Here is a 23,555-nt window from a genome sequence, read left to right as displayed (position 1 = left end):
AAAAAAACTAACGTATTGCCCAGTCTATTTGTGAGAAAAACTAATTATTGAAGAAAATGTATCCAAAGTGGAAATGTTTTGTTACTGAGAAAGTTGACGCGAATGTAGGCTGAATTATACAAACGTTAACATTCGCACATTTTTGATAAAAAAAAACGTTGTTTGTAGAGAGATATAACGAGTCGGATATACTCTCAGTAGCACAAAAATTTAGGCTTACATGTAATTTTGTTGGCTAAAAATGAAACTTTTTTACAGATTATTGTAGTTTCTTTTGTTTTTTGGTTTGTTTGCTTCTTTTTTGTTCAATAAAAATTTAAGTTTTATTTACTTGTTTATCAATGATTTATGCTATTTTGTTGTGGTAAACCACTACTTTTGGGGTATTTCGAGAGTGAGATCTGATCCAAGTCAATTTTTTTCACACTCTGAAATATTATACTCAGCCCTGAAAGCAATTTACTAAGACGGTTGTTGGTTAAGTAGCTGATAAACAGTGGAAACAGCAAGCAGTGGCCTTAATAAAAAGTTTTTAATATTTGTTAATTTTAGGAGAATCCCTATGCCTGTAACTAATATGGCTGAACTAGATGCAATGATTGCTCGCGTTAAGAAAGCGCAAGAAGAGTTCGCTACTTACTCTCAAGAGCAAGTAGATGCAATCTTCCGCGCTGCGTCTCTTGCAGCTAACCAAGCTCGTATCCCGCTAGCTCAACAAGCGGTTGAAGAATCTGGTATGGGTATTGTTGAAGATAAAGTAATCAAGAACCACTTCGCTTCTGAGTTTATCTACAATAAATACAAAGACGAACAAACGTGTGGCATCCTTGAAGAGGATGACAACCTAGGTACAATGACTATCGCAGAACCTGTAGGTATCATCTGTGGTATCGTACCAACAACTAACCCAACTTCTACTGCAATCTTCAAATCTCTAATCTCTTTGAAGACTCGTAACGGTATCATCTTCTCGCCACACCCACGTGCGAAAAATTCTACTAACGACGCAGCTAAACTAGTTCTAGATGCAGCAGTAGCAGCGGGTGCTCCAAAAGACATCATCGGTTGGATCGACCAACCATCTGTAGAGCTTTCTAACGCTCTTATGAAGCACGACGACATCGCTCTTATCCTTGCAACTGGTGGCCCAGGCATGGTTAAAGCAGCTTACTCTTCTGGTAAGCCAGCAATCGGTGTAGGTGCAGGTAACGTTCCTGTAGTTATCGATGAAACAGCTGACATCAAGCGTGCTGTAGCTTCTATCCTTATGTCTAAGACTTTCGATAACGGCGTAGTGTGTGCTTCTGAGCAGGCTGCAATCGTTGTTGATGAAGTATACGACGAAGTAAAAGAGCGTTTCGCTTCTCACAAAGCTTACGTACTAAGCAAAGGTGAAGCAGATAAAGTTCGCAAAGTTCTTCTAATCGACGGCGCACTAAACGCGAAAATCGTTGGTCAACCGGCTCCAGCAATCGCTGAAATGGCAGGCGTGAAAGTTCCAGCTGACACTAAAGTTCTAGTTGGTGAAGGTCTAGGCAAAGTTTCTTACGATGACGCATTTGCTCACGAGAAACTATCTCCAACTCTAGGTCTATTCCGCGCTGACAACTTCGAAGACGCTGTTGCTCAAGCAGTAACAATGGTTGAAATCGGCGGTATCGGTCACACATCTGGTCTATACACAAACCAAGACGTTAACGCAGACCGTATCCGTTACTTCGGCGACAAGATGAAGACTGCACGTATCCTTGTAAACATCCCAACTACTCACGGTGGTATCGGTGACCTTTACAACTTCAACGTAGCACCTTCTCTAACTCTAGGTTGTGGTTCATGGGGTGGTAACTCTATCTCTGAGAACGTAGGTCCTAAGCACCTAATCAACAAGAAAACTGTAGCGAAGCGAGCTGAAAACATGTTGTGGCACAAACTACCTAAGTCTATCTACTTCCGTCGTGGTAGCCTTCCAATCGCTCTTAGCGACCTAGAAGGTAAGAAACGCGCATTCCTAGTAACTGACCGTTTCCTATTCAACAACGGTTACGCAGATGACGTAGTACAACTACTTAAAGCTCAAGGCATGGAAGTTCAAACGTTCTTCGACGTTGAAGCTGACCCAACGCTATCTGTAGTTAAGAAAGGTGCTGAAGCAATGCAAAGCTTCCAACCTGACGTAATCCTAGCACTAGGTGGTGGTTCACCAATGGATGCTGCGAAGATCATGTGGGTAATGTACGAGCACCCAGAAACAGCATTTGAAGAACTAGCGATGCGCTTTATGGACATCCGTAAACGTATCTACAAGTTCCCTAAAATGGGTCAAAAAGCTGAGCTTGTATGTATCACTACAACTTCAGGTACTGGTTCAGAAGTTACTCCATTCGCGGTTGTTACTGACGACAAGACTGGTGCTAAGTACCCACTAGCTGACTACGAACTAACGCCAAACATGGCAATCGTTGATGCTAACCTAGTAATGAACATGCCTAAGTCTCTAACAGCATTCGGTGGTTACGATGCAGTAACTCACGCTCTAGAAGCTTACGTATCTGTTCTTGCGAACGAATACTCAGATGGTCAAGCTCTACAAGCTCTTAAGATGCTAAAAGAGTACCTACCATCAAGCTACGCGAACGGTGCAAACGACCCAATCGCTCGTGAAAAAGTACACAACGCAGCAACTATCGCTGGTGTAGCATTCGCGAACGCATTCCTAGGTGTTTGTCACTCAATGGCGCACAAGATTGGTGCTGAGTTCCACCTACCACACGGTCTGGCGAACGCACTACTAATCTCTAACGTTGTACGTTACAACGCGAACGACAACCCAACTAAGCAAACTGCGTTTTCTCAATACGACCGTCCACAAGCACGTCGTCGTTACGCTGAAGTAGCTGACCACCTAGGCCTAAGCCAAGCTGGTGACCGTACTGCTCAGAAGATTGAACGTCTACTAGCATGGTTGGATGAGCTGAAAGGCGACCTAGACATCCCAATGTCTATCCAAGCTGCAGGTGTTTCTGAAGCTGACTTCGTAGCGAAACTAGATGAGCTAGCGGTTGAAGCGTTCGATGACCAATGTACTGGTGCGAACCCACGTTACCCACTAATCTCTGAGCTAAAAGAAGTTCTAATGGCTGCTTACTACGGTAAAGCTTTCGTTGAAGGTGAAACTTTCGAAGGTACTACAGTAATCAAGAAAAAAGCAGACCAAGAAGCAGCGAAAGCAGCTCCTAAAGCTAAAAAATAATAAGCGGAAACGTAATTAAGATTCGCTTATGAGAAAAGGTTTTCGCTAGCACGAAACCTTAATCGGGAAAAGGTTAAAGCCCCAGTCGTATGACTGGGGCTTTTTTTATCTTTTGATGTCACCCTGAAATGTATTTACCCATTGAGGACGAATTATGGATACTTCACATAAAAAGCGGCGTTAAACTTCAGTACTCACCACTCGGCCACTGAAGTACTCATTGGAAACGATATACGCAGTATTCCGCACCAGTTCATCTTGAATTTCAGCCCAATGTCGTTCGTCTAGATCTTCTTTCATATGGTTAAGCGATGGGATGACACCGCCGACACGTATATTGAATGGGGTGAGCTCTTTCGCCCAACTCAGCGTAAACCCAGACACTAGCGCGGCCATACTCTCAACACCAGTCAGGTCCTGGTGATCATCATGAGATATCACATTGACTATCACGCCTTTTTTGTTTCTATTGCGAAACCGTTCTGCCCCAACTTGTCCATAGGTATAAAGAAAGCGAGCTGCACTAGAAAGGTGATCAATGTATGTGTTCATTGGTTCTGGGTCCATTAAGCTCGGCATTGGTGAGCTTGTCCAGCAATTGACGATCACATCAGGGGAAGCGCTAAGCTGGGATTCAATTTGGTCAAACAGAAGGTTGATGGAAGTCGGAGTATCGCCACAGACGTTAATGGCATAAACCTTATCGGTGAATGTCTTAATTTGAGCGTAGCTTGCACTTAGGTTTTGTGGATTGCTGTCACACAGAACTAGAGTCGCGCCCAGATGTGCAAAATGATTGGAACACGTTCGTCCCAGCACCGAGCCGGCTGCAGTAACGAGTATGATTGAATCTTTGATATCCATAACACCTTCACTATTTAGGCAATGATAACCAGTAGTTTGTGCTTTTAGCATGGATCAAAAATGTTATAGGCAGTGTGAAAAGCCTCAAACTAACGGCTTAACCCTGAGGTAAATGTTGGGTTCTTTGCAAGGTGTCACATTTCTGGCGTGCGTCAAATGAAACCGGACGCTTGGAAAGCAGTTATTTACGCTTGAGCGTGGATTTGGTACTGGCGTTGAGCGGTTACGAGTTGGTTGTATAAGCCTGCCTCAGGAATCAGCTTTTTGTTACGCTCACCAAGGCTGCGACGCTCATGGCCGGATAGGTTGTGGTAAACCTCTTCCGGTAGATTGAATGTGTCTTCAGGGAGGTAAGTAAGCGCGTCAGGCTTTAGATAGTGGCTCAGTTTCGCCGAAGGCAATCCAGCATCATGAAACTGTTTCGCTTGCTCTGCGGCTAGCTCGTAGCTGCTGCTATCAGAACGCAGTGCCTGAGGTTGAGATAGACCGAATTGTTGGCGAAGAATGTCGTCGCTAGTGATAACTTCTTGGACTTCTTCAACTGGAACCACATCGCGTACATCATTTGAAAACATCGATAGAATCAGCGAAAAATCGGCACGACGACCCTCATGCACGGCATGGTTGATACCATTACCGAACTGAAGTTCGTTGATGATTGCTGCTTTATCTAAAGTATGGAGTTGCATGTTGTTCCTCGTTTGATGCACTTTTAACGGCAACAGCGGAAAGAACTTTAGGAAAAAGAGGGGATTAATTGAAGAAATAGGTTGCTGAAGTAATAAAAAAGCCCGCGATGATGCGAGCTTTTAAATATGACTAAATTGAACTCAGGGGAAGTAAATTACTTCGCTAGGTTCTCAGCTACGAAGTCCCAGTTTACAAGTGCCCAGAAGCCGTTCATGTAATCAGGACGTACGTTGCGGTAATCGATGTAGTAAGCGTGTTCCCACAGGTCAACAGTTAGAAGTGGAGTAGTACCTTCTTCTGTTAGAGGCGTTGCTGCGTTAGAAGTGTTAACGATCTCTAGAGAGCCGTCAGCTTTCTTAACTAGCCAAGTCCATGAAGAACCGAAGTTGTTGATCGCTGCATCAGTGAACTTCGCTTTGAATTCTTCGAAAGAACCGAATGCTGCGTTGATTGCATCAGCAACTGCACCAGTTGGTTCGCCGCCCGCGTTTGGCGCTAGACAGTGCCAGTAGAACGTGTGGTTCCAAATCTGTGCTGCGTTGTTGAATACGCCACCAGTAGAAGTCTTGATGATTTCTTCTAGTGTTTTGCCTTCGAACTCAGTACCAGGGATAAGACCGTTTAGCTTAACAACGTAAGTGTTGTGGTGCTTACCGTGGTGGAAATCTAGAGTCTCTGCAGAGATGTGTGGTTCTAGTGCGTCTTTCGCGTAAGGAAGAGCTGGTAGTTCAAATGCCATTGCTCGATTCTCCATAGATATGAAAGGGTTACCTTTCGATTGCTTCCAGTGTTTTTATTTATATGTAGTCGTTACGACTGACTTGAAAAGTATTTTAGCAAGTTTTTACTTTATTAAAAGCCCGATATGAAAATATTTTGACAGAAAGGAGGGCTAGCGCGATAACTTCCAAGGCCATTACTAAGTGTAAAGAGAGCGAGTTATTGGTCCTATTGTTGCGTCAAACAACTTGAGTAGTGCTCGTTATTACACCGCATTGTTTTCCTTGCTTACTTTCGGTAGACAGGGAGTCAATGACAATGCGCTGAATCCTGACTCTTGAAGTGACTTGGGCATACACACCAAAACAAATCGCCTCCATGTGTACAGCAAAAAGCCGATTCGGCTTTTAAACCTTATGGAAGTGGTCGTTTTCTCAAGGTGTCCATTTTCTTGAGTTAGAATAAGTGACGATGCTCGGATTCCTGTATCTTGAAGTTACTTTAGTACAAAAGCTTACTAATTATATGGTTTTTATTCTGTGTTTATTGAGTAGAATGTGGCAATAATTAAAGTTCACATCCATGAATGAGGAAGCGATGGAAACTATCGATAAAATCAAACAGCAGATTTCTGAAAACTCAATCCTGCTGTACATGAAAGGATCACCGAAACTACCTAGCTGTGGTTTCTCTTCTCAAGCAGCACAAGCGCTAATGGCTTGTGGCGAGAAGTTCGCTTACGTAGACATTCTACAAAACCCAGACATCCGTGCTGAGCTACCAAAGTACGCTCAATGGCCAACATTCCCACAGCTTTGGATTGAAGGTGAGTTGATCGGTGGTTGTGACATCATTTTGGAAATGTTCCAAAAAGGTGAACTTCAGCCTCTAATCAAAGAAGCGGCAGCTCGTGTTGAAGGTGACGCGGAGTAATTCGTAAATACTCACATTTGGCGATAGAATACAAAGGAGCCGCATTGGCTCCTTTTTCTTTTTTAGGTTAGTGGAATGAACATAAAGCTTTACTACGTACATGATCCAATGTGCAGTTGGTGTTGGGGTTACAAACCAACCATCGAAAAATTGAAACAACAACTGCCTGGCGTGATTCAATTCGAGTATGTGGTGGGTGGCTTGCGCCAGATACTAATCTGCCGATGCCACCAGAAATGCAGCAGAAAATTGAACAAATTTGGAAGCAAATCGAAGCACAGCTTGGTACTAAGTTTAACTACGATTTCTGGACACTATGTACACCAGTACGCAGCACTTACCAATCTTGCCGAGCAGTCATTGCAGCCGGTTTCCAAGATTCTTATGAGCAAATGTTAGAAGCAATTCAGCACGCTTATTACCTTCGTGCGATGCCACCTCATGAAGAAGCGACACTTCTGCAATTAGCGAAAGAAATCGGTTTAAATGTGCAGCAGTTTAAGAACGATATGGATGGTTCTCTGCTAGAAGGAGTCTTCCAAGATCAATTGAGCTTAGCAAAGAGTCTTGGTGTTAATTCCTACCCAAGTTTGGTATTGCAGATCAACGATGCTTATTTCCCGATAGAAGTCGACTATTTATCGACGGAAACGACGCTGAAGTTAATTCGCGAGCGTATTATTGAAAACATGCCTGCTCAATAGCCTCTGAAGCATCCTATGAATTATAAAAGCCTAGCGTTACCGTTAGGCTTTATCATTGAGGTTAAACTCTTCCGAGCCCTACATTATTACCTTTAGCTTATCCGCTTAGCCTTCTACCGTTGTGGTCAGAAGTTCTTTCTCGAAACTTTCAGATAGCTCTAAGATCTTATCAATAAGATGTTCGACCTTTGTTTGAACATCGATGCTGAACTCACGCTCCTCAATCATCTCTTCACTTATTTGCTCTAGCTCAGCTAATGGTCGAGCGATGGCAACGCAGGTGACCATCTGTGCCGCCCCTTTCATTCTGTGTGCGGTGGTTCTTAGGGGCTTGTATTGGTTCTCTTTCCATAGCTGCCTGAGCAATTTACTATCTGCTGCAAGTGTTTGGTTAAACTCTCGTAATAGGTTGTCAATGATTTGTCTATCTCCAAATAGCTCCTTGAGTTCTTGGTGATTGATGAATTGGAGTTGCTCCGGCTTAGAAGATGCCTGTTTCGGTTTGTTGGGTTTGTCCTCTGAGGTGGCCGCTTGCTCCATGCTTAATTCAATTGAGCTGAACAGATCACTGAAAGAGTGGCTGTCGTTGTCTGCGGTTTTGCTAAGTTCAACCTCTGGATTTAATAGCGTACTTGAAATAGGTGGTAGCCACTTTTCAATCGTTAGCTTGAGTTGTTTTATTGATACCGGCTTGACTAAAAAGTCGTCCATACCATATTCATAGCAATGGGAGTCTTCCCCCTGTACTGCATTAGCTGTTAATGCCACGATTGGCAGTCTTATTTCAGTGGTAGTAGGAGAAGAAGAACTACACCCTGTTTGGATGATTTCCATTCTCGGGGCAATAAAAGTTACTCCAGCTTCAGGCAGCGAATGCGATAGTTCTTGCTCACTCCCGCAGAGGCGTTGTTGTTCATCGCATTGTTGCTCAATCTTACGAATGGTTGCTGATAACGTGTAGCCGTCCATTGCCGGCATATGGCAGTCTGTTAATAGTAAGCCATATCGAGTGGACTTAAGGGCATCTAGCGCTTGCTGCCCATCATCGACGATATCGGCATGTGCACCGATTTTTTCAAGTTGTTTAGAGATTACCTGCTGATTAATTGGATGATCTTCGGCAACTAAAATTAAGCGACCATTTAACTCGGCTTGCTCTCGTGACTCTTTTGGTATGTGGTGACTGGTCTCTGATTCATGTGGTGGAAGTAGAGGTTCATGACTTACAGGTTTAGTCAGCACATGCACTAAGTTATCTGGCATAAGTGGGTTAACAGATAAGCACCAACATTTGCCAAGAGGCTCTGGTGATAACATTGGGCTTTGGTTTATGACTGTAAAACGCGTACCTGGGGCATGAGTCTCAATCCAAGCATCGGTAATGGCGAGTTGCTGCCAAACTGACATTGCGACAAATATATGTTTTGGTTGGTCGTTAATGACAGAGTCTTGCAAAAGACTTTTTTGGCTAATATTCATAACTTTAGGTTCTAGACCTAAGTGTTTTATGTAACGGCATAGTTCTTCTTGTTGTATGAAGTACCCGACGATGAGAACGCCATTTGAGTAGGAGTTTGCTTGCGTATTTTCATCACTAATTTCGACTGTGCTCTCAGGAAGCGCTAAAGCCGGAGTTGTGAGGTGGTGCTTGTTCGTCACGATAGGGAAGCTTAACACTAGCGTAAACTGGCTTCCTTTGCCCTCTTCGCTGTGTAATTTTAGTTCCCCGTTCATCTGCTCGATGAGCTTCAGAGCAATTGACAGTCCTAATCCTGTACCACCAAAACGACGGCTTGTGGTTTTATCAACTTGCTCAAATGGTTGGAAGAGAGTGTGTTGTTTCTCTGTGGGGATACCGATTCCGGTATCTGATACCGTTAAACTGAGTGTCTGTTTGGTGCTGGTGGTTTCAAGCACATCGAGTCCCAGTGATATCACGCCATGCTCAGTAAACTTAATTGCGTTATTTAGGAAGTTGTTGAGGATTTGATGAAGGCGAATATCATCAGCTACTAAGGTTTTAACAAGCCTAGGATCTTGCCAATAATGGAAAGCCAACCCTTTCTGTTGTGCGTGAATAGATTGCGGTTGGACAATCCTCGCCAGTGCTTTGCCAAGTTCAATTTCGGTTGGTGTTATTTCGAGCTTACCTGCTTCAATTTTTGAGTAGTCTAAAACATCGTTGACGATGTGGAGTAGGTTTCGTGCTGATTGATGAATGCCTGCGTGCAAGTTCAGCAGCTCGTCGTTTAAGTTATGTTCTTGCATCAATTCCAGTAAGCCGAGTATCCCACTGATAGGTGTCCTCACTTCATGGCTAATTGTTGCAAGAAACTGAGATTTCGCAGCTGTAGCGCTTTCGGCTTTTTGTCTTGCGTAATCTAATGCCTGCTGCTGCTTTTTCAATTCAGTGATATCCGTGACGACGGTATTCCACTCCAACAGTGGTTTATTGTCTTTCGCTCTTATCCGCATCTTGCTGGATCGCAGAGGTTTTTGGTGGTGTCTTGTCGCTGAAATATGACTATTAAATCGCACCCACTTTTCTTCACTGTGCTTGTTTGCAAGTAGGTGCTCACTTTCCCATCGACCTACTTTAATTGCATCTCTCATCTCTTGCTCTAACTGGTCTAACTTACCTGGAGCGATAAGTTCAAATAAACAAATAGGGCTCTGTTTAACAGCGTCAGGTGAGAGGGAAAACATATCTCGAACGCCTGCACTGACAAAATTAACGTGTATGTCGAGTGGGGACTTCGCATCTTGATGGGTGTGTTGAAGTACAACACCATTAATATTATCAGCAAGTGTTTGTAGGTGTGCTTCGGCTTTTTTTGCTCTATTCTCGGCGATTTTTCTTTGCTCGATTTCCGCCGCCATTTTTCTATTCCACAGCACTATGCCAAGAATAATACACAAAATGGCAGTGCCTAAAATGGCTGACCATTTTGCAACCTCACGAGGGGAAAGGCCTTCTTGATACTCGTAATTTAGCCACTTTCCTTCGAGCCTATCCAACTCCTGTGGAGGCAAGGCATCAATGGCTTTGTTTAGAATGCTGAGCAGCATCGGATGCCGAAAGTTGACGGCTAAGGTGAGAGGAGCACTATTTTGCTCGCTAATAACCCCTGAGACTTTAAATTGGCCAACATAGTCTTTGTGTAACAATGGAGCTGCGTGATGCAACGAAGCCAGAACATAATCGGTTTGCTCTTTTTGTAAAGACTGGAATGCTGAGACATGGTTGATAAAAGGAATTGGACGGCAGGTAAGACATAAAGCAGACAAAATGGAGGCTCCGCCAGTATGCTCGATTATCGCAACAGATTCACGACCATTAGGTGCAAAGTTTGATAGTTGCTCTGCTCGGCTCAGTAACACCCAAGGCTCATGACTGTATGGTTGACTAAAGTCCATAGTACGACGCGCTTCAGCTGAGGGGGTTGCTCCCGTTAGGTCATCAAATCGCCTTTTTCGAAAGCCGTTTGCTTTGCTTCTTCCGAAGAATAGGCGACTGGGGTGAAGGTTACGCCTAATATGTTGCCAATTAGCCCCAGTACGTCAGCACTTAACCCGGTGTGTTGTTGTCCGGTTAAAAAATCATATGGAGCCCAATTGGCATTTACGCCAACGGTTATTTTGGGGTTTTTGCCTAGCCAGTTTTTCTCGTCTTGGGTGAGGTTTAGCGCGCCATATTCTAGCAACATACCGTGCTGGGCTGGCGTCAGCCATTGATTATAAATCGCCTGAACAGAGTGAGATTTAATGTCTTCTAGAGCGAAATTAATTCGGCTAAGTAATTTGTGCTTTCCCTTTTTTACGGCGAAGTGGAGGTGGTCAGCCGGTAAATCCGGCAATATAGATAATACGAGAGAATCTTTAGGGGAGTTTTTCAGTAGTGTTGATAATGCCAGTGCGTCTCCAATGTATCCGTCTACTGAACCTTCCGCGATTGCTCTAAACGCGGCCTGAGTATTATCCAATGTCGTAACCTGACTTTGAGGAAGAAGGCGAGGTAGCAAATCATTGAGTGCAAAACCTTTTTCTATAGCAAGGTTGGCGCCAGACAGGTCGGAGAGTTCACCAATACTGTGTTGTTGGGTGATAACGGCTCGTCGAATACTGAACATCGGCTCACTGAATGCCATGTAATTTTGCCGCTCCGGTGTGGCAGACACTCCAACTAATAAATCCAGTTCGCCTTGCTGAAAGGCATTGAGCACGTCACTGAACGTAGGATAAAGCTCGATCTTGTATCGAAAACCAGCTTGATTAGAGACTTGATCAAGCATGCTTATTAGCAAACCTTCGGTGATCATGTGGCCTGAAGTTGTTTGATGTTGATAGCTATAAGGTATAAGTGCGTATTCGGGCAACCCCACGATAAGCTCCGGTCTATCGATTTGACTCGGCGTAAACTTGTTGTCTTGGATGCTTGCATAGCTGAGTGTTGACCATAAAAAGATCAGCAAGCAGAATCCAAAGCCAATGAACTTATCTCGTTTGAATTGTATGACCTGAACTGTCATAGGCTCTCTCACGTTGAGTGTTTACTTCAAATCCAAGTTTTACCCGACTGCAACTTGACTGGTTTCTATTAAAGGGGGAAGGTCAAAGTTATCGAGTTGTTCGAACGTAAGCCGCTGTAATAATGCCAAGCCTGAATCGTCGTTATTGAGATACGATTTGGTTTGTATCCTGACTTGTTCCAGCTCCTCTTGCATGCCAATTGCTTGGTAACACATAGCAAGTAAGAAATGAGCTTCGATATCACTATCCAAAAAATCACTATGAGACAAACTCCAAATGAGTTCTTTAGCGGTTTCTGGTTGATTTAGTTGGAGTAGCTGTAGGCTTCTGCATAGATTTTGCAATGGTTTGGTGAGAGGTAAGGTTTTTTCTACATTAGTTAGGCGTTGCCATGCACTATCTGGACGCCAGATTGCAAGTTCTTTACCTGTCAGGCTCTGATAATCTGACCACAGAATCAGTGCTCGCTTGCCTGCGCTGTCCCAGATGGAATAAGGCATAAGCCGAGCGAGTGACCTGAGATGAGTATTTGCTTCGGCTGTGTTTCGATTGAACAGTTGCAACCAAACCATAGTCGTTGTCATTTCGATATTTGTACTATTGACGGATAAAACCTGATTGATCAACTTTTGAGCTTCTTCCTTTTTGTTGGCACACAAGCAAATCTTTACCTTGAGTTGCAGCAGCTTAATATTACGGGGGTTAGCATCGATTAATGCCTCAATGCTGGTCAATGCCTCTTCGTATCTCTTTTGAGCAAAGTAAACTTCAATAACCTTTATTTTGGCTGGCAGATAGTCATGGAGCTGTAATAGACCATTAAGCATGGCGTGCGCTTGATCGAGTTGTTGATGCTTTATCAATACATTGGACATATAGATAATCGCATCTTTTAACGTTGCTGGATCAGGTGCTTGAGCAAATAGTGGTTTGACGGCATTGAGATCTTGTTTTAGATAGGTCTGCTCTAAGGTCGCGAAGAATTGTTGACGAGAGAGGGCGAGAGAGACACGTTTGATAATATCATCTGCTCTGATAGGTTTTATCAAATAGCCGTCGGGTTCAAAGTGTGAATAACCAAAGAAGATATCTTGAGTGTCATTGCCAGTGACCACAAACACTAAGGTGCTCGCTTTTATTAGTTCCTTTTGTCTTAAGAATTCGAGTAATTGAAGGCCGTTGCTTCCTGCTCCTAGATCGTGGTCGATAAGTAAGATATCAAATCGATGAGAACGGCATGCTGCGATCGCGTTTTGAGCATTGGCGGCACTTATGACGTTATTATTTGGTACGCCTAGTTTGATCAGTAATGCTCGAGTTGCACTTTGAATAACGCTACTGTCATCAATAATGAGATATCGTGATTGGGCGAGTATATCCATATCATAGCCTTTTGACGAAATAGTAATTGGCCGTGTTCTTATCCTTTAATCAACGGCTTATTAGAAGTTAAAGTGTAGCCAAGAGTGATACTTTTTCCACTTGTTGCATATCGTTCTGTGAAGATGTGTAAGCGTGTTTAAGTTGAAGGCGAGGTCTTTGGCAAACAGTAGAAATAAAAAAGGCCGCGTAGGCGGCCTTTTTAGAAGGGAGTTGATAGGGCTCTATAGCACCATTGCAGCAATCCAACCGAAGATAATCAGTGGAATGTTGTAGTGGATAAATGTTGGTACCACTGTTTCCCAAATGTGTTCGTGCTGACCATCTGCGTTTAGGCCAGATGTTGGACCTAACGTTGAGTCAGAAGCCGGAGAGCCAGCATCACCTAGAGCGGCTGCAGTACCAACAAGTGCGATGGTTGCCATTGGAGAGAAGCCGAATGCCAAAGCCAGTGGTACATAGATCGTCGCAAGGATTGGAATCGTTGAGAACGATGAACCGATACCCATAGTTACTAACAGACCAACGATCAGCATCAGTAGTGCTGCCAGCGGCTTGTTGTCACCGATGCTTGTTGATAGCGATTGTACTAGCGTTTCTACACCACCAGTTTGCTTCATTACTGCCGCAAAACCTGCTGCCGCAATCATGATGAAGCCAATCATTGCCATCATGTGTACGCCTTTAGTGAACACATCGTGCGTTTCTTTCCACGCGATAACGCCGCCGAAAGTGAATACCATGAAGCCAGCCAATGCACCAATGATCATTGAACCAGTGTAAAGTTGCATGCTTAGTGCTGCGATAATGCCTAGACCAGCGACCATGATGTGTTGTTTATTAATCGTCTCGCCCGTCTCATGAACAACCGTTAGCTCTGTTTCTTTGTATTCACGAGGTTTACGGTAGCTAACAAAAATCGCGGTAAGAAGACCAAAAATCATACCTGCGCCAGGCAGTAGCATTGCGGTAGGTACTTGGCTTGCCACCACATCGGTTAGACCGTTGTCATGCAGGTTCTTCAGTAGGATGTTGTTTAGGAAGATACCACCGAAGCCAATAGGTAGAACCATATATGGCGTGATCAAACCAAAAGTCAAAACACAAGCGACTAAACGACGATCCAGCTTAAGCTTTGCGAATACGCCTAATAGAGGTGGAATCAAAATTGGAATGAAGGCGATATGTACCGGAATCACGTTTTGAGAGGACATGGTAACAAGTATAAGAGCAACCAATACTGCGTACTTTAGACCAGTAGTCGACGCAGAGCTCTCTTTACCGTTTAAGCGCTTAATAACGCTTTTGGCCAGAAGGTCAGTGATGCCAGAACGAGAAATCGCAACAGCGAAAGTACCTAGCATTGCGTAGCTCAGTGCGATAGTCGCACCGCCACCTAGGCCACTTTCAAATGCGGCAACCGTATCCCCAAGGCTCATGCCTGCAACAAGGCCACCAACGATGGCACTAAACGTGAGGGCTACCACCACGTTTACGCGCATCAATGCTAACGCGAGCATGACGCACACAGATATAACGACAGGATTCATACTTTTCCTAATATGTTGTGTTTATTTATTATTCTTCGTCAACAAGCGGCCAACCGCCGAGGGCCTTCCATTTGTTGACGATGCCACAGAATAACTCTGCAGTTTTTTGTGTATCGTAAAGGGCTGAGTGAGCCTCACGATTGTCAAAATCCATCCCTGCTGTTTTGCATGCTTTGGCAAGAACAGTTTGACCATAAGCAAGTCCACTTAATGTTGCGGTGTCAAAAGTGGCAAATGGATGGAAAGGGACTCTTTTTAGTTTGCAGCGCTCGTTAGCTGCATTAACAAAACCTAAGTCGAAAGCCGCATTATGTGCAACCATGATCGCTCTTGAGCAATCTGCTGCTTTTTGCTCTTTACGGATTAACTTGTAAATCTCTTTTAGTGCTTCTTGTTCAGAAACAGCGCCACGTAGCGGGCTAAAAGGGTCACGAATGCCGTTAAATTCTAGCGCTTCTTTTTCCAAATTCGCGCCTTCAAAAGGTTCGATATGAAAATGAATGGTTGAGGCAGGATGCAGATCGCCATTTTCATCCATGCTTAGGGTGACGGCGCAAATTTCTAAAAGTGCATCAGTTTGAGCATTGAAACCTGCGGTCTCAACATCAACTACCACTGGGAAATAACCTCGAAAACGCTTTTTCAGGGTTAGAGCTTCATTTTCTATTGTCATGTCGGCTTATTTTTGTGTGACGAAGGCTGCATTATTGCAGATTCTACCGATGAGAAAAACCGCAATTTCTCATAATTATCTAATTCAACAATGTCTATATAAAACAAGACTTATACTCTGAATTAGCAGGTATGTAACTCTCTAATCTGGCGAAGTAATTTTTCATTTTATATAGAAGGTAAGTGGAAGGCGGCCTCTGTTTGGTCTTCAGCTATTATAGTTGGCGAGAATTTTGCATTATTTCGATAGTTTTCAATAGAACCAGATCAACGGCAATTGCCTGCCGTTTAAGAGATTATATCTAAATGAAGAAATGGCTAATAACAAGTGGTGCAGTACTCTCTATGCTAAGTGCAAGTGATGCATTGGCAATGGGGAAGCGTTATTTAGCCACACCGCAGCAGTCTCAGTGGGAAATGGTGGTCAATACTCCGTTGGAATGTCAGCTTGTTCATCCTATTCCAAACTTTGGTGATGCTGTGTTTTCATCTCATGCGAGTAAAAAAATCAACTTAGATTTTGAATTGAAGATGCGCCGCCCAATGGGTGAGACGCGTAATGTTAGCCTGATATCAATGCCGCCTCCTTGGCGACCGGGAGAGAACGCAGACCGCATTACTAACCTCAAGTTTTTCAAACAGTTTGATGGTTATGTTGGAGGGCAAATGGCTTGGGGTATTCTGTCTGAGCTAGAGAAAGGCCGTTATCCTACGTTTAGCTATCAAGACTGGCAAAGCCGGGATCAGCGTATAGAAGTGGCTCTGTCATCGGTATTGTTTCAAAGTAAGTACAATGCGTTTAGTGATTGCGTTGCTAATTTGCTGAAATATAGTTTTGAAGATATAGCGTTCACTATTTTGCATTATGAACGCCAGGGCGACCAGCTCACAAAAGCATCAAAAAAACGGCTCTCTCAAATTGCTGATTACGTGCGTCACAATCAAGACATTGATTTAGTGCTTGTGGCCACTTATACAGATACCACCAACGGTAAAAGTGAAAGCCAAAACTTATCTGAGCGAAGAGCTGAGTCATTGAGAGATTATTTTGAATCACTCGGTTTACCGGAAGATAGAATCCAAGTGCAAGGCTACGGTAAGCGTCGTCCAATTGCGGACAATGGATCTCCAATTGGTAAAGATAAGAACCGTCGCGTGGTGATTTCTCTAGGACGAACCCAGGTCTAACTGAACTGCTAACCAATAAAAACGCCAGAGTTTGACTCTGGCGTTTTTGTATCCACTTGACGTTGTTAGTAGTTTTATTCGTTGCCGCTTAGCTTGTGTAATAGGTTTTAGTTTAGGCGAAACTTTGCAATGATCTCACAATTAGTCGCGGTATCAATTTTCTCGACTTGTTTTGCGATTGCAGGATTTGGGTGGCGCTTCATGAAATCGACAAGAGCTTTGGTACAGCAGCCAATCGAGTCAATAAAGCTTGCGCAATCTGTATTAGGACACTGAGGGATCAGTGTCAGTACTTTTTCAGACGCTAGTTGAAGGTACTTGAGCTCATATTCTGTGTCGCCTACCCAGCGCCAAAATTGGGCAAGGTTGTGGCATGAAATCACCGAAATTAGTAATCGCTCGTCGGCTTCTATTTCCACGCATTCGCTAATATCTTCACTCAGGCTAAGGGCTTGCTGGTAATGAAGAATGCTGCGAACAGGGTCATCTAGTTGAAGTGCGGTATCGGCTAGAAGTGTGTGTTTTTCCCATTCACTGATCATTATCGTTATCCCACATGTCGATGTTGATGGTGAATCTAAACGATAATTATTATCAAGTAAAGTAATTTGTTGATAAAAGAAAGGCAGGTCTCAGACCTGCCTGTAATTAATAGTGTGTTTCAGTAGAGGCGTCTTAGTTAGCCTTCTAGGCCTGCTGATGCTTGTTTATTTTGAATCAGTTCAACCATGTAGCCGTCTGGATCTTTAACGAAAGCGATGTGAGTCGTTCCGCCTTTTACTGGGCCAGGTTCACGAGTCACGTTACCGCCAGCCGCTTTAATCGCGTCACACGTTGAGTAGATATCATCTACACCAATCGCGATGTGGCCAAATGCAGACCCTAAGTCGTACTCGGTTGTGCCCCAGTTGTAAGTTAATTCGATGACGGCACCTTGAGACTCATCACCGTAACCAAGGAACGCCAGCGTGTATTCGTACTCTTTGTTTTCATTAGTACGAAGCAACTGCATGCCCATGACTTCAGTGTAGAACTTGATAGATTTGTCTAGATCACCCACGCGCAGCATGGTGTGAAGAATTCGACCGTTTGACATTATTTGCTCCTAGCGATTGTTTCAGACGGGTTTATTCGTCTGGGTACACTTTTTCTTTGAATTCACACAGATCTTCGATGATACAACTGCCACAGCGCGGCTTTCTCGCCACACAGGTATAGCGACCATGAAGGATCAGCCAGTGGTGTACATCAAGCTTAAACTCTTTTGGCACCACTTTAAGAAGTTTTTCTTCTACGTCGTCGACGGTTTTACCCATCGCAAACTTTGTACGGTTAGAAACACGATAGATGTGCGTGTCCACTGCAATAGTTGGCCAACCGAAGGCGGTATTCAGTACCACGTTAGCGGTTTTACGACCTACACCCGGCAAAGCTTCAAGTGCAGCACGATCTTCTGGTACTTCGCCGTTGTGCTTCTCTAGCAAGATCTTACAAGTCTTGATGGTGTTTTCGGCTTTTGAATTAAACAGACCGATGGTTTTGATGTATTCCTTTAAACCATCGACACCCAAATCAAGAATGCCTTGTGGCGTGTTTGCAACAGGGTAAAGCTTGTCTGTTGCTTTGTTTACACTTACGTCTGTCGCCTGCGCAGAAAGCAGTACGGCGATAAGCAACTCAAACGGTGTGCTCCAGTTAAGCTCCGTCTGAGGATTGGGATTGTTTTCTCGGAGTCGTTCGAGAATTTCAATTCTTTTGACTTTGTTCATTGCTGACTTCCAAACCCGTCTTTGCGGTTTATGAAAAAGGCCCTACGAGTGGTAGAGCCTTGATTTTAGAATTCTTATATTATGCGTTAGTTACGCGAGCGCGCTCAATGGCTGGTTTTTCTTCTTTTGGCTGACGTGCCTGAATTGAGCTGTCGATAACGTTTTTCAACGCAATCAAAAGTCCTACGCCAATGAAAGCCCCCGGCGGCAACAATGCCAATAGGAAGCTGCTATCGAAGTGGAAAACCTGAATACGCAGTGCCGCTGCCCAGTCACCCAATAGTAGGTCTGCGCCATCAAATAGAGTACCGTTACCGATCAGTTCACGCATAGCACCAAGTACAACCAATACCGTTGTCATACCCAGTCCCATCCAGAAACCGTCTAGTGCTGCTGGCAATGGATCATTCTTCGATGCGTAAGCTTCTGCACGGCCGATGATAATACAGTTAGTTACGATCAGTGGGATGAAGATGCCCAGAGATAGATACAGTCCGTAGGCGTAAGCGTTCATCAAGAGCTGAACACAAGTTACCAAGGCGGCGATGATCATAACGAAGACCGGAATACGGATTTCTTTTGGTACGTAGTTACGAATCAACGAAACCGTCAGGTTAGAGCCGACAAGCACTAACAAGGTCGCGACACCCAAACCAAGGGCGTTGGTAATAGTAGAAGAAACCGCAAGTAGAGGACACAAACCCAGAAGTTGCACTAGGGCAGGGTTGTTGCTCCACATGCCGTTTTTCATTAGCAGTTTATTTTCACTCATGGTTGCCTCCTGCGCAGTCTAGGGGCTGATTTAGAATCTCATCACGCGACTTATTTACGTAGTTTACTGTGTTTCTCACCGCTTTCACTACCGCACGAGGGGTAATGGTTGCGCCAGTAAACTGATCGAAATCGCCACCATCTTTACGAACTTGCCAAGAATTCCAGTTACTTTCTGTCACTTGCTTACCAGTGAAGCTCAAGATCCAGTCCGTAACGCGTAGATCAATTTTATCACCCAACCCCGGAGTTTCTTGATGGCTTAGGATACGAGTACCAAGGATCTTGCCTTGGTTATCGATGCCAGTGATGATTTTGATTTCACCGTTGTAGCCATCTGGTGCGATGGACTCAATCGCCATTGCCGTCGGTTGGCCATCTTTAGTGGCAATGTAAGTTGGCATCGAGCGAACCGTACCTAGATCGGGTGCAGATACCATAGTACATGCCGCAACAAGGTTGTTGTCATGCATTTCTTCCGGAATCACTTGGTTAAGAACCGACAGCAATTGCTTTTGTTCCTGAAGCTTAATTTGATCTTTTGTTAGGTACTGAGTCAGTGCCACAAGACCGGTTGTAGCACAGGCGAAGATCGCCAATGTCAGACCATTTTTTCTAATAGCGGTTAACATGTTTACCTCAGTGACCGTAAGTTCTTGGTTTGGTGTAGTAGTCGATCAACGGTACACACATATTGGCAAGCAGAACGGCGAACGCAACGCCATCTGGGAAGCCACCCCAACTACGAATAATGAATACCAACGCGCCGATCAGAGCACCGAAAATCAAGCGACCTTTCACGGTCGTTGATGCTGAAACAGGATCGGTAGCGATAAAGAACGCGCCTAACATCGTTGCACCTGAAAGTAGGTGGAAGATTGGTGACGCGGTTTCTCCCGGCATGATCAAGCTAAACACGGAACTAAACAGTGCCAAGCTACTTAGGAAACCAACAGGAATGTACCATTGGATGATACGTTTCTTGATCATCACTAGGCCACCAACCAAGTAAGCTAGGTTTACCCATTGCCAACCGATACCCGCAAGCCCACCAAACATTGGCTGTGAAAGTACCTCACTTGGCGTAGCACCTGTGTGAATACCGGTTTTGAATGCATCTAATGGGGTTGCCATTGTTACGCCATCCACACCAGCGCGAACTTGTTGCAGCGACAAACCATCAAAGTCATAGCCAGTGAAGATCAGAGATAACGCGTCTGCAAAACTAACGTGCTCAGACATCAATGAAACAGGTGCGCTCCAACTTGTCATCTGGACAGGGAAGGAGATAAGTAGCACCACGTAGGCGACCATCGCTGGGTTAAATAGGTTTTGACCAATACCGCCGTATAGGTGCTTCGCGATCACGATGGCAAAAATCAAGCCGATGACCATGATCCACCACGGAGACCATGGTGGGATAGCAACGGCTAATAACCATGCTGTCACGATGGCACTGTTATCACGAAGTGCACGCATTGGTGAACGCTTACGCACAAGCATGACTAGCGCTTCTAGCGACACCGCGACCGCAATAGCGAACACAAGTTGAATGATGGTGCCCCAACCAAAGAAGTAGGTTTGAGCCACTAAGCCAGGAATTGCACACAGTGCTACCCATTTCATCAAATCAGGCGTACTACGACGGCTGTGAGCGTGTGGTGAACTGGCAATAAAAAACGACATTACTCGTTCTCCTCAGTATTGTTCTTATTCGCTTCTTGCTGAGCCTTACGCGCTTTAGCGCGGGCAATGGCAGCGGCAACTGCAGCTTTCTTCGGATCCACTTCTGGCTCTTCAGAAGGCGCTGCTTCAACGGATTCAGATTGTGCTTCTTGCTGAGCCTTACGTGCTTTAGCGCGGGCAATGGCAGCGGCAACTGCAGCTTTCTTCGGATCCACTTCTGGCTCTACAGAAGGCGCTTCTTCAATGGATTCAGCTTGTGATTCTTGCTGAGCCTTACGTGCTTTAGCACGAGCAATCGCAGCGGCAACTGCGGCTTTCTTTGGATCTTCAACTTGTTCAGCAGGAGCTTCAGTTTCTACAGGTTCTGTAGAGTTTTCTTGCTTAGCTTTGCGCGCTTTTGCACGAGCAATCGCAGCGGCAACTGCGGCTTTCTTTGGATCTTCAACTTGCTCTGCAGGCGCTTCCGCTTCAACAGATTCTGTTTGTGCTTCTTGCTGAGCTTTGCGTGCTTTAGCGCGAGCAATGGCTGCGGCAACAGCGGCTTTTTTCGGATCTTCAGCTTGTTCAGCAGGAGCTTCCGTTTCTACAGGTTCTGTAGAGTTTTCTTGCTTAGCTTTGCGCGCTTTTGCACGAGCAATCGCTGCAGCAACTGCGGCTTTCTTCGGATCTTCCGCTTGTTCTGCAGGTGCTTCCGTTTCTACAGATTCAATTGATTCTTCTTGCTGAGCTTTGCGCGCTTTTGCACGAGCAATGGCAGCAGCTACAGCAGCTTTCTTTGGATCTTCAGCTTGTTCAGCAGGAGCTTCCGTTTCTACAGATTCTGTAGAGTCTTCTTGCTTAGCTTTGCGCGCTTTTGCACGGGCAATCGCTGCAGCAACAGCGGCTTTCTTCGGATCTTCCGCTTGTTCTGCAGGCACTTCAGCTTCTACAGATTCGGTTGAATCTGCTTGTTGTGCTTTTTTCGCTTTAGCTCTGGCGATAGCTGCCGCGACGGCTGCTTTCTTGTCACCAGATTCAGCAGGTGTTGATGCGTCTTCTTGTTGAGCTTTCTTCGCCTTAGCACGGGCAATTGCTGCTGCAACCGCCGACTTCTTATCGTCAGCATTATCCGTAGATGCGTCACCTTGCTCTTTTTGCGCTTTGCGTTCGCGAGCAAGACGTTTGCGTTCTTCGCGTAGCTTCGCCATTTCTGAGTTATCAGGCTCCGCTGCACCAGATTGAGCCGCCGCAGCTTGTTTGGCTTTTGCTTTGGCAATCGCGGCTGCAACCGCTGGTTTCACTGCTGGCTCCGCTTTGGCTTCGGCATTGTCTTTTTGTGCTTTCACGCGAGCGATGGCTGCGGCAATCGCATCGTCACCGCCAGAGGCTTTCATGTCTTTACGACGATCATCCGCGGCTTTCTTAAAGCGATTTTCACGTTCTGCTTTTTCGCGTTCCATACGCGCTTTCTTCTCTTCAAAGCGCAGCTTAGCTCGTTCAGCTGCTGCCGCTTCTTGAGCGCGTGTACGGATTTCAGCTTTCGCTTGACGATAGTATTGAACCAGTGGAATTTCACTAGGGCACACAAATGCACACGCGCCACATTCAATACAATCTTTAAGGTTCAGTTCTTCCAGCTTTTCGTATTCTTGGCTTTTTGCATACCATTGGAGCTGCTGTGGTAATAGCGATGCAGGGCACGCTTCCGCACATTGGCTACAACGGATACATTCCATTTCATATTGGTCAGAAGCGATCTCACGACGCTTCGGTGCCAGAATACAGTTTGACGTTTTAGTGATGGGAACCTGAGCGTGGGGTAGGGTAAAGCCCATCATTGGACCACCCATGATCAGGCGCTGCAGTTTCTTATCTGCTTTGTAGCCAAACTCGTCTAAAAGTGCTTGTACTGGCGTACCAAGTAGCGTCCAAACGTTACGTGGTTGCTTGAAGGTCTTACCCGTCAGAGTCACGATGCGATTTACTACAGGTTCGCCATCGATCACTGCACGTTTAATTGAGTAGAGAGAACCAACGTTTTGAACCAGGATGCCAATATCAGCAGGGATAGCGCCGCTAGGAACTTCTTTGTTGGTCAAAATCTTGATGAGCTGCTTCTCACCACCAGAAGGGTATTTGGTTGGGATAACGCGGATCACGATGTCTTTGTTCATCGCCGCTTGTTCCAGCGCTTTGATTGCTGCTGGCTTGTTATCTTCAATACCAATGATGGTCAGTTTTGGCTTGAGAATATGCTCAACGATCTCGATACCTTGGATCAGTTCGTCCGCATGCTCTTGCATGAGTTTGTCATCGGCGGTGATGTAAGGTTCACATTCTGCCGCATTAACGATAAGAATTTCGGTACGCGCAATACCCGATTGGATCTTCTTAGCGGTAGGGAAGCCTGCGCCACCCATGCCAGAGATACCAGCAAGGCGAATCACGTCGATTAGTGCATCAGCGGATTCTTGGGTGTAATCGGCTACTGGCGTTTTCTCACACCAAGTATCGTTACCATCAGGTGTAATCACTGCGCACAGTTCACTTAACCCCGATGGGTGAGCAACGGTGCGTGGTTCAATAGCCGTCACTTGCCCAGAAGTTGGTGCATGAACAGGAACGGTGAAACCACTGTCTGACGCCGTTAGCTGTTGACCTTTCAACACTGTGTCACCAACAGCAATCAATAGATTACCTGCTTTACCGATGTGTTGTTTCAGAGGTAGGACGATTTCCGACGGAATGGCTGCATGAACCAATTCAGTTTTGTTGGATTGCTTTTTGTTTTCTGCCGGATGCACGCCGCCTGGGAAATCCCATAGCGAACCAGTACGAATTTGTTCAATCAAAGACAACATACGAAACC

Annotated in this window: 18 protein-coding genes and 1 pseudogene; 4 read left to right on the top strand and 15 right to left on the bottom strand. The window is 45.0% G+C overall.

All coding sequences use genetic code 11. The features are described from left to right. Nucleotides 1-562: 562 nt before the first annotated feature. Nucleotides 563-3,250 (top strand): bifunctional acetaldehyde-CoA/alcohol dehydrogenase, encoded by a 2,688-nt coding sequence (gene adhE, locus B853_RS10180; RefSeq protein ID WP_010449434.1) that lies wholly within the window; start codon nt 563-565, stop codon nt 3,248-3,250. Nucleotides 3,251-3,430: 180 nt separating this feature from the next. On the opposite strand, the gene B853_RS10175 is transcribed toward adhE, so the two are convergent. The 3 genes from B853_RS10175 to sodB form a co-directional block, all read right to left on the bottom strand. Beyond that, on the bottom strand, nt 3,431-4,114 hold the full coding sequence (locus tag B853_RS10175; RefSeq protein WP_010449433.1) for an SDR family oxidoreductase: 684 nt from the start codon (nt 4,112-4,114) through the stop codon (nt 3,431-3,433). A 185-nt stretch (nt 4,115-4,299) separates the two neighbouring features. Further along, entirely contained in the window at nt 4,300-4,803 is a 504-nt protein-coding gene (locus B853_RS10170) for a VC2046/SO_2500 family protein (RefSeq protein WP_038885115.1), read from the bottom strand. A 155-nt stretch (nt 4,804-4,958) separates the two neighbouring features. Beyond that, nucleotides 4,959-5,543 (bottom strand): superoxide dismutase [Fe], encoded by a 585-nt coding sequence (gene sodB, locus B853_RS10165; protein WP_005444665.1) that lies wholly within the window; start codon nt 5,541-5,543, stop codon nt 4,959-4,961. Between the two features lie 578 nt (nt 5,544-6,121). Here sodB and B853_RS10160 point away from each other — a divergent pair. Beyond that, entirely contained in the window at nt 6,122-6,457 is a 336-nt protein-coding gene (locus B853_RS10160; RefSeq protein ID WP_010449429.1) for a Grx4 family monothiol glutaredoxin, read from the top strand. A 75-nt stretch (nt 6,458-6,532) separates the two neighbouring features. Next, nucleotides 6,533-7,161 (top strand): annotated as a pseudogene (locus B853_RS10155) (DsbA family protein). Nucleotides 7,162-7,266: 105 nt separating this feature from the next. Here the strand turns inward: B853_RS10155 and B853_RS10150 are convergent. From B853_RS10150 to rnt, 5 genes are all read right to left on the bottom strand, one after another. Further along, a complete protein-coding gene (locus B853_RS10150; protein WP_428843297.1) occupies nt 7,267-10,578 on the bottom strand; it encodes an ATP-binding protein in 3,312 nt (1,103 codons plus the stop codon). A gap of 35 nt (nt 10,579-10,613) precedes the next feature. Further along, nucleotides 10,614-11,690 (bottom strand): transporter substrate-binding domain-containing protein, encoded by a 1,077-nt coding sequence (locus B853_RS26455; RefSeq protein WP_249027410.1) that lies wholly within the window; start codon nt 11,688-11,690, stop codon nt 10,614-10,616. Nucleotides 11,691-11,729: 39 nt separating this feature from the next. After that, the gene (locus tag B853_RS10145) at nt 11,730-13,073 is read right to left on the bottom strand and encodes a response regulator (protein ID WP_038885119.1); all 1,344 of its coding nucleotides are present in this window, start codon (nt 13,071-13,073) and stop codon (nt 11,730-11,732) included. 222 nt (nt 13,074-13,295) lie between these two features. Next, nucleotides 13,296-14,621: a Na+/H+ antiporter family protein gene (locus B853_RS10140; RefSeq protein WP_010449421.1), complete on the bottom strand. Its 1,326-nt coding sequence runs from the start codon at nt 14,619-14,621 to the stop codon at nt 13,296-13,298. A gap of 28 nt (nt 14,622-14,649) precedes the next feature. Continuing rightward, nucleotides 14,650-15,294 carry a ribonuclease T gene (gene rnt / locus B853_RS10135; protein WP_010449419.1) on the bottom strand — a complete coding sequence of 215 codons (645 nt, stop codon included), beginning with the start codon at nt 15,292-15,294 and terminating at the stop codon, nt 14,650-14,652. Between the two features lie 305 nt (nt 15,295-15,599). Between rnt and motY the strand changes: the two genes are divergently transcribed. Further along, nucleotides 15,600-16,481: a flagellar protein MotY gene (motY, locus tag B853_RS10130; protein ID WP_038885120.1), complete on the top strand. Its 882-nt coding sequence runs from the start codon at nt 15,600-15,602 to the stop codon at nt 16,479-16,481. Nucleotides 16,482-16,588: 107 nt separating this feature from the next. On the opposite strand, the gene B853_RS10125 is transcribed toward motY, so the two are convergent. The 7 genes from B853_RS10125 to rsxC all read right to left on the bottom strand — a co-directional run bounded on the left by B853_RS10125 (nt 16,589) and on the right by rsxC (nt 23,547). After that, on the bottom strand, nt 16,589-17,023 hold the full coding sequence (locus B853_RS10125) for a DUF2753 domain-containing protein (RefSeq protein WP_038885121.1): 435 nt from the start codon (nt 17,021-17,023) through the stop codon (nt 16,589-16,591). A gap of 137 nt (nt 17,024-17,160) precedes the next feature. Next, a complete protein-coding gene (gene gloA / locus B853_RS10120) occupies nt 17,161-17,577 on the bottom strand; it encodes a lactoylglutathione lyase (RefSeq protein ID WP_009698517.1) in 417 nt (138 codons plus the stop codon). Between the two features lie 31 nt (nt 17,578-17,608). Then, nucleotides 17,609-18,250, bottom strand: a complete 642-nt coding sequence (gene nth / locus B853_RS10115; RefSeq protein WP_005536424.1) for an endonuclease III — start codon at nt 18,248-18,250, stop codon at nt 17,609-17,611. A 79-nt stretch (nt 18,251-18,329) separates the two neighbouring features. Continuing rightward, nucleotides 18,330-19,022: an electron transport complex subunit E gene (locus B853_RS10110; RefSeq protein WP_038885123.1), complete on the bottom strand. Its 693-nt coding sequence runs from the start codon at nt 19,020-19,022 to the stop codon at nt 18,330-18,332. Then, nucleotides 19,015-19,653, bottom strand: a complete 639-nt coding sequence (rsxG, locus tag B853_RS10105) for an electron transport complex subunit RsxG (protein WP_010449407.1) — start codon at nt 19,651-19,653, stop codon at nt 19,015-19,017. The genes B853_RS10110 and rsxG overlap by 8 nt, the downstream gene beginning before the upstream one ends. A 7-nt stretch (nt 19,654-19,660) precedes the next feature. Continuing rightward, nucleotides 19,661-20,707 carry an electron transport complex subunit RsxD gene (rsxD, locus tag B853_RS10100; RefSeq protein ID WP_038885124.1) on the bottom strand — a complete coding sequence of 349 codons (1,047 nt, stop codon included), beginning with the start codon at nt 20,705-20,707 and terminating at the stop codon, nt 19,661-19,663. Then, nucleotides 20,707-23,547 carry an electron transport complex subunit RsxC gene (gene rsxC / locus B853_RS10095; protein WP_038885125.1) on the bottom strand — a complete coding sequence of 947 codons (2,841 nt, stop codon included), beginning with the start codon at nt 23,545-23,547 and terminating at the stop codon, nt 20,707-20,709. Before rsxC ends, rsxD begins: the two co-directional genes overlap by 1 nt. Nucleotides 23,548-23,555 lie beyond the last annotated feature (8 nt).

It is taken from the genome of Vibrio rotiferianus CAIM 577 = LMG 21460, assembly GCF_002741985.1.
GTDB lineage: Bacteria > Pseudomonadota > Gammaproteobacteria > Enterobacterales > Vibrionaceae > Vibrio > Vibrio rotiferianus.
This window is presented reverse-complemented; position numbering and strand designations above follow the sequence as displayed.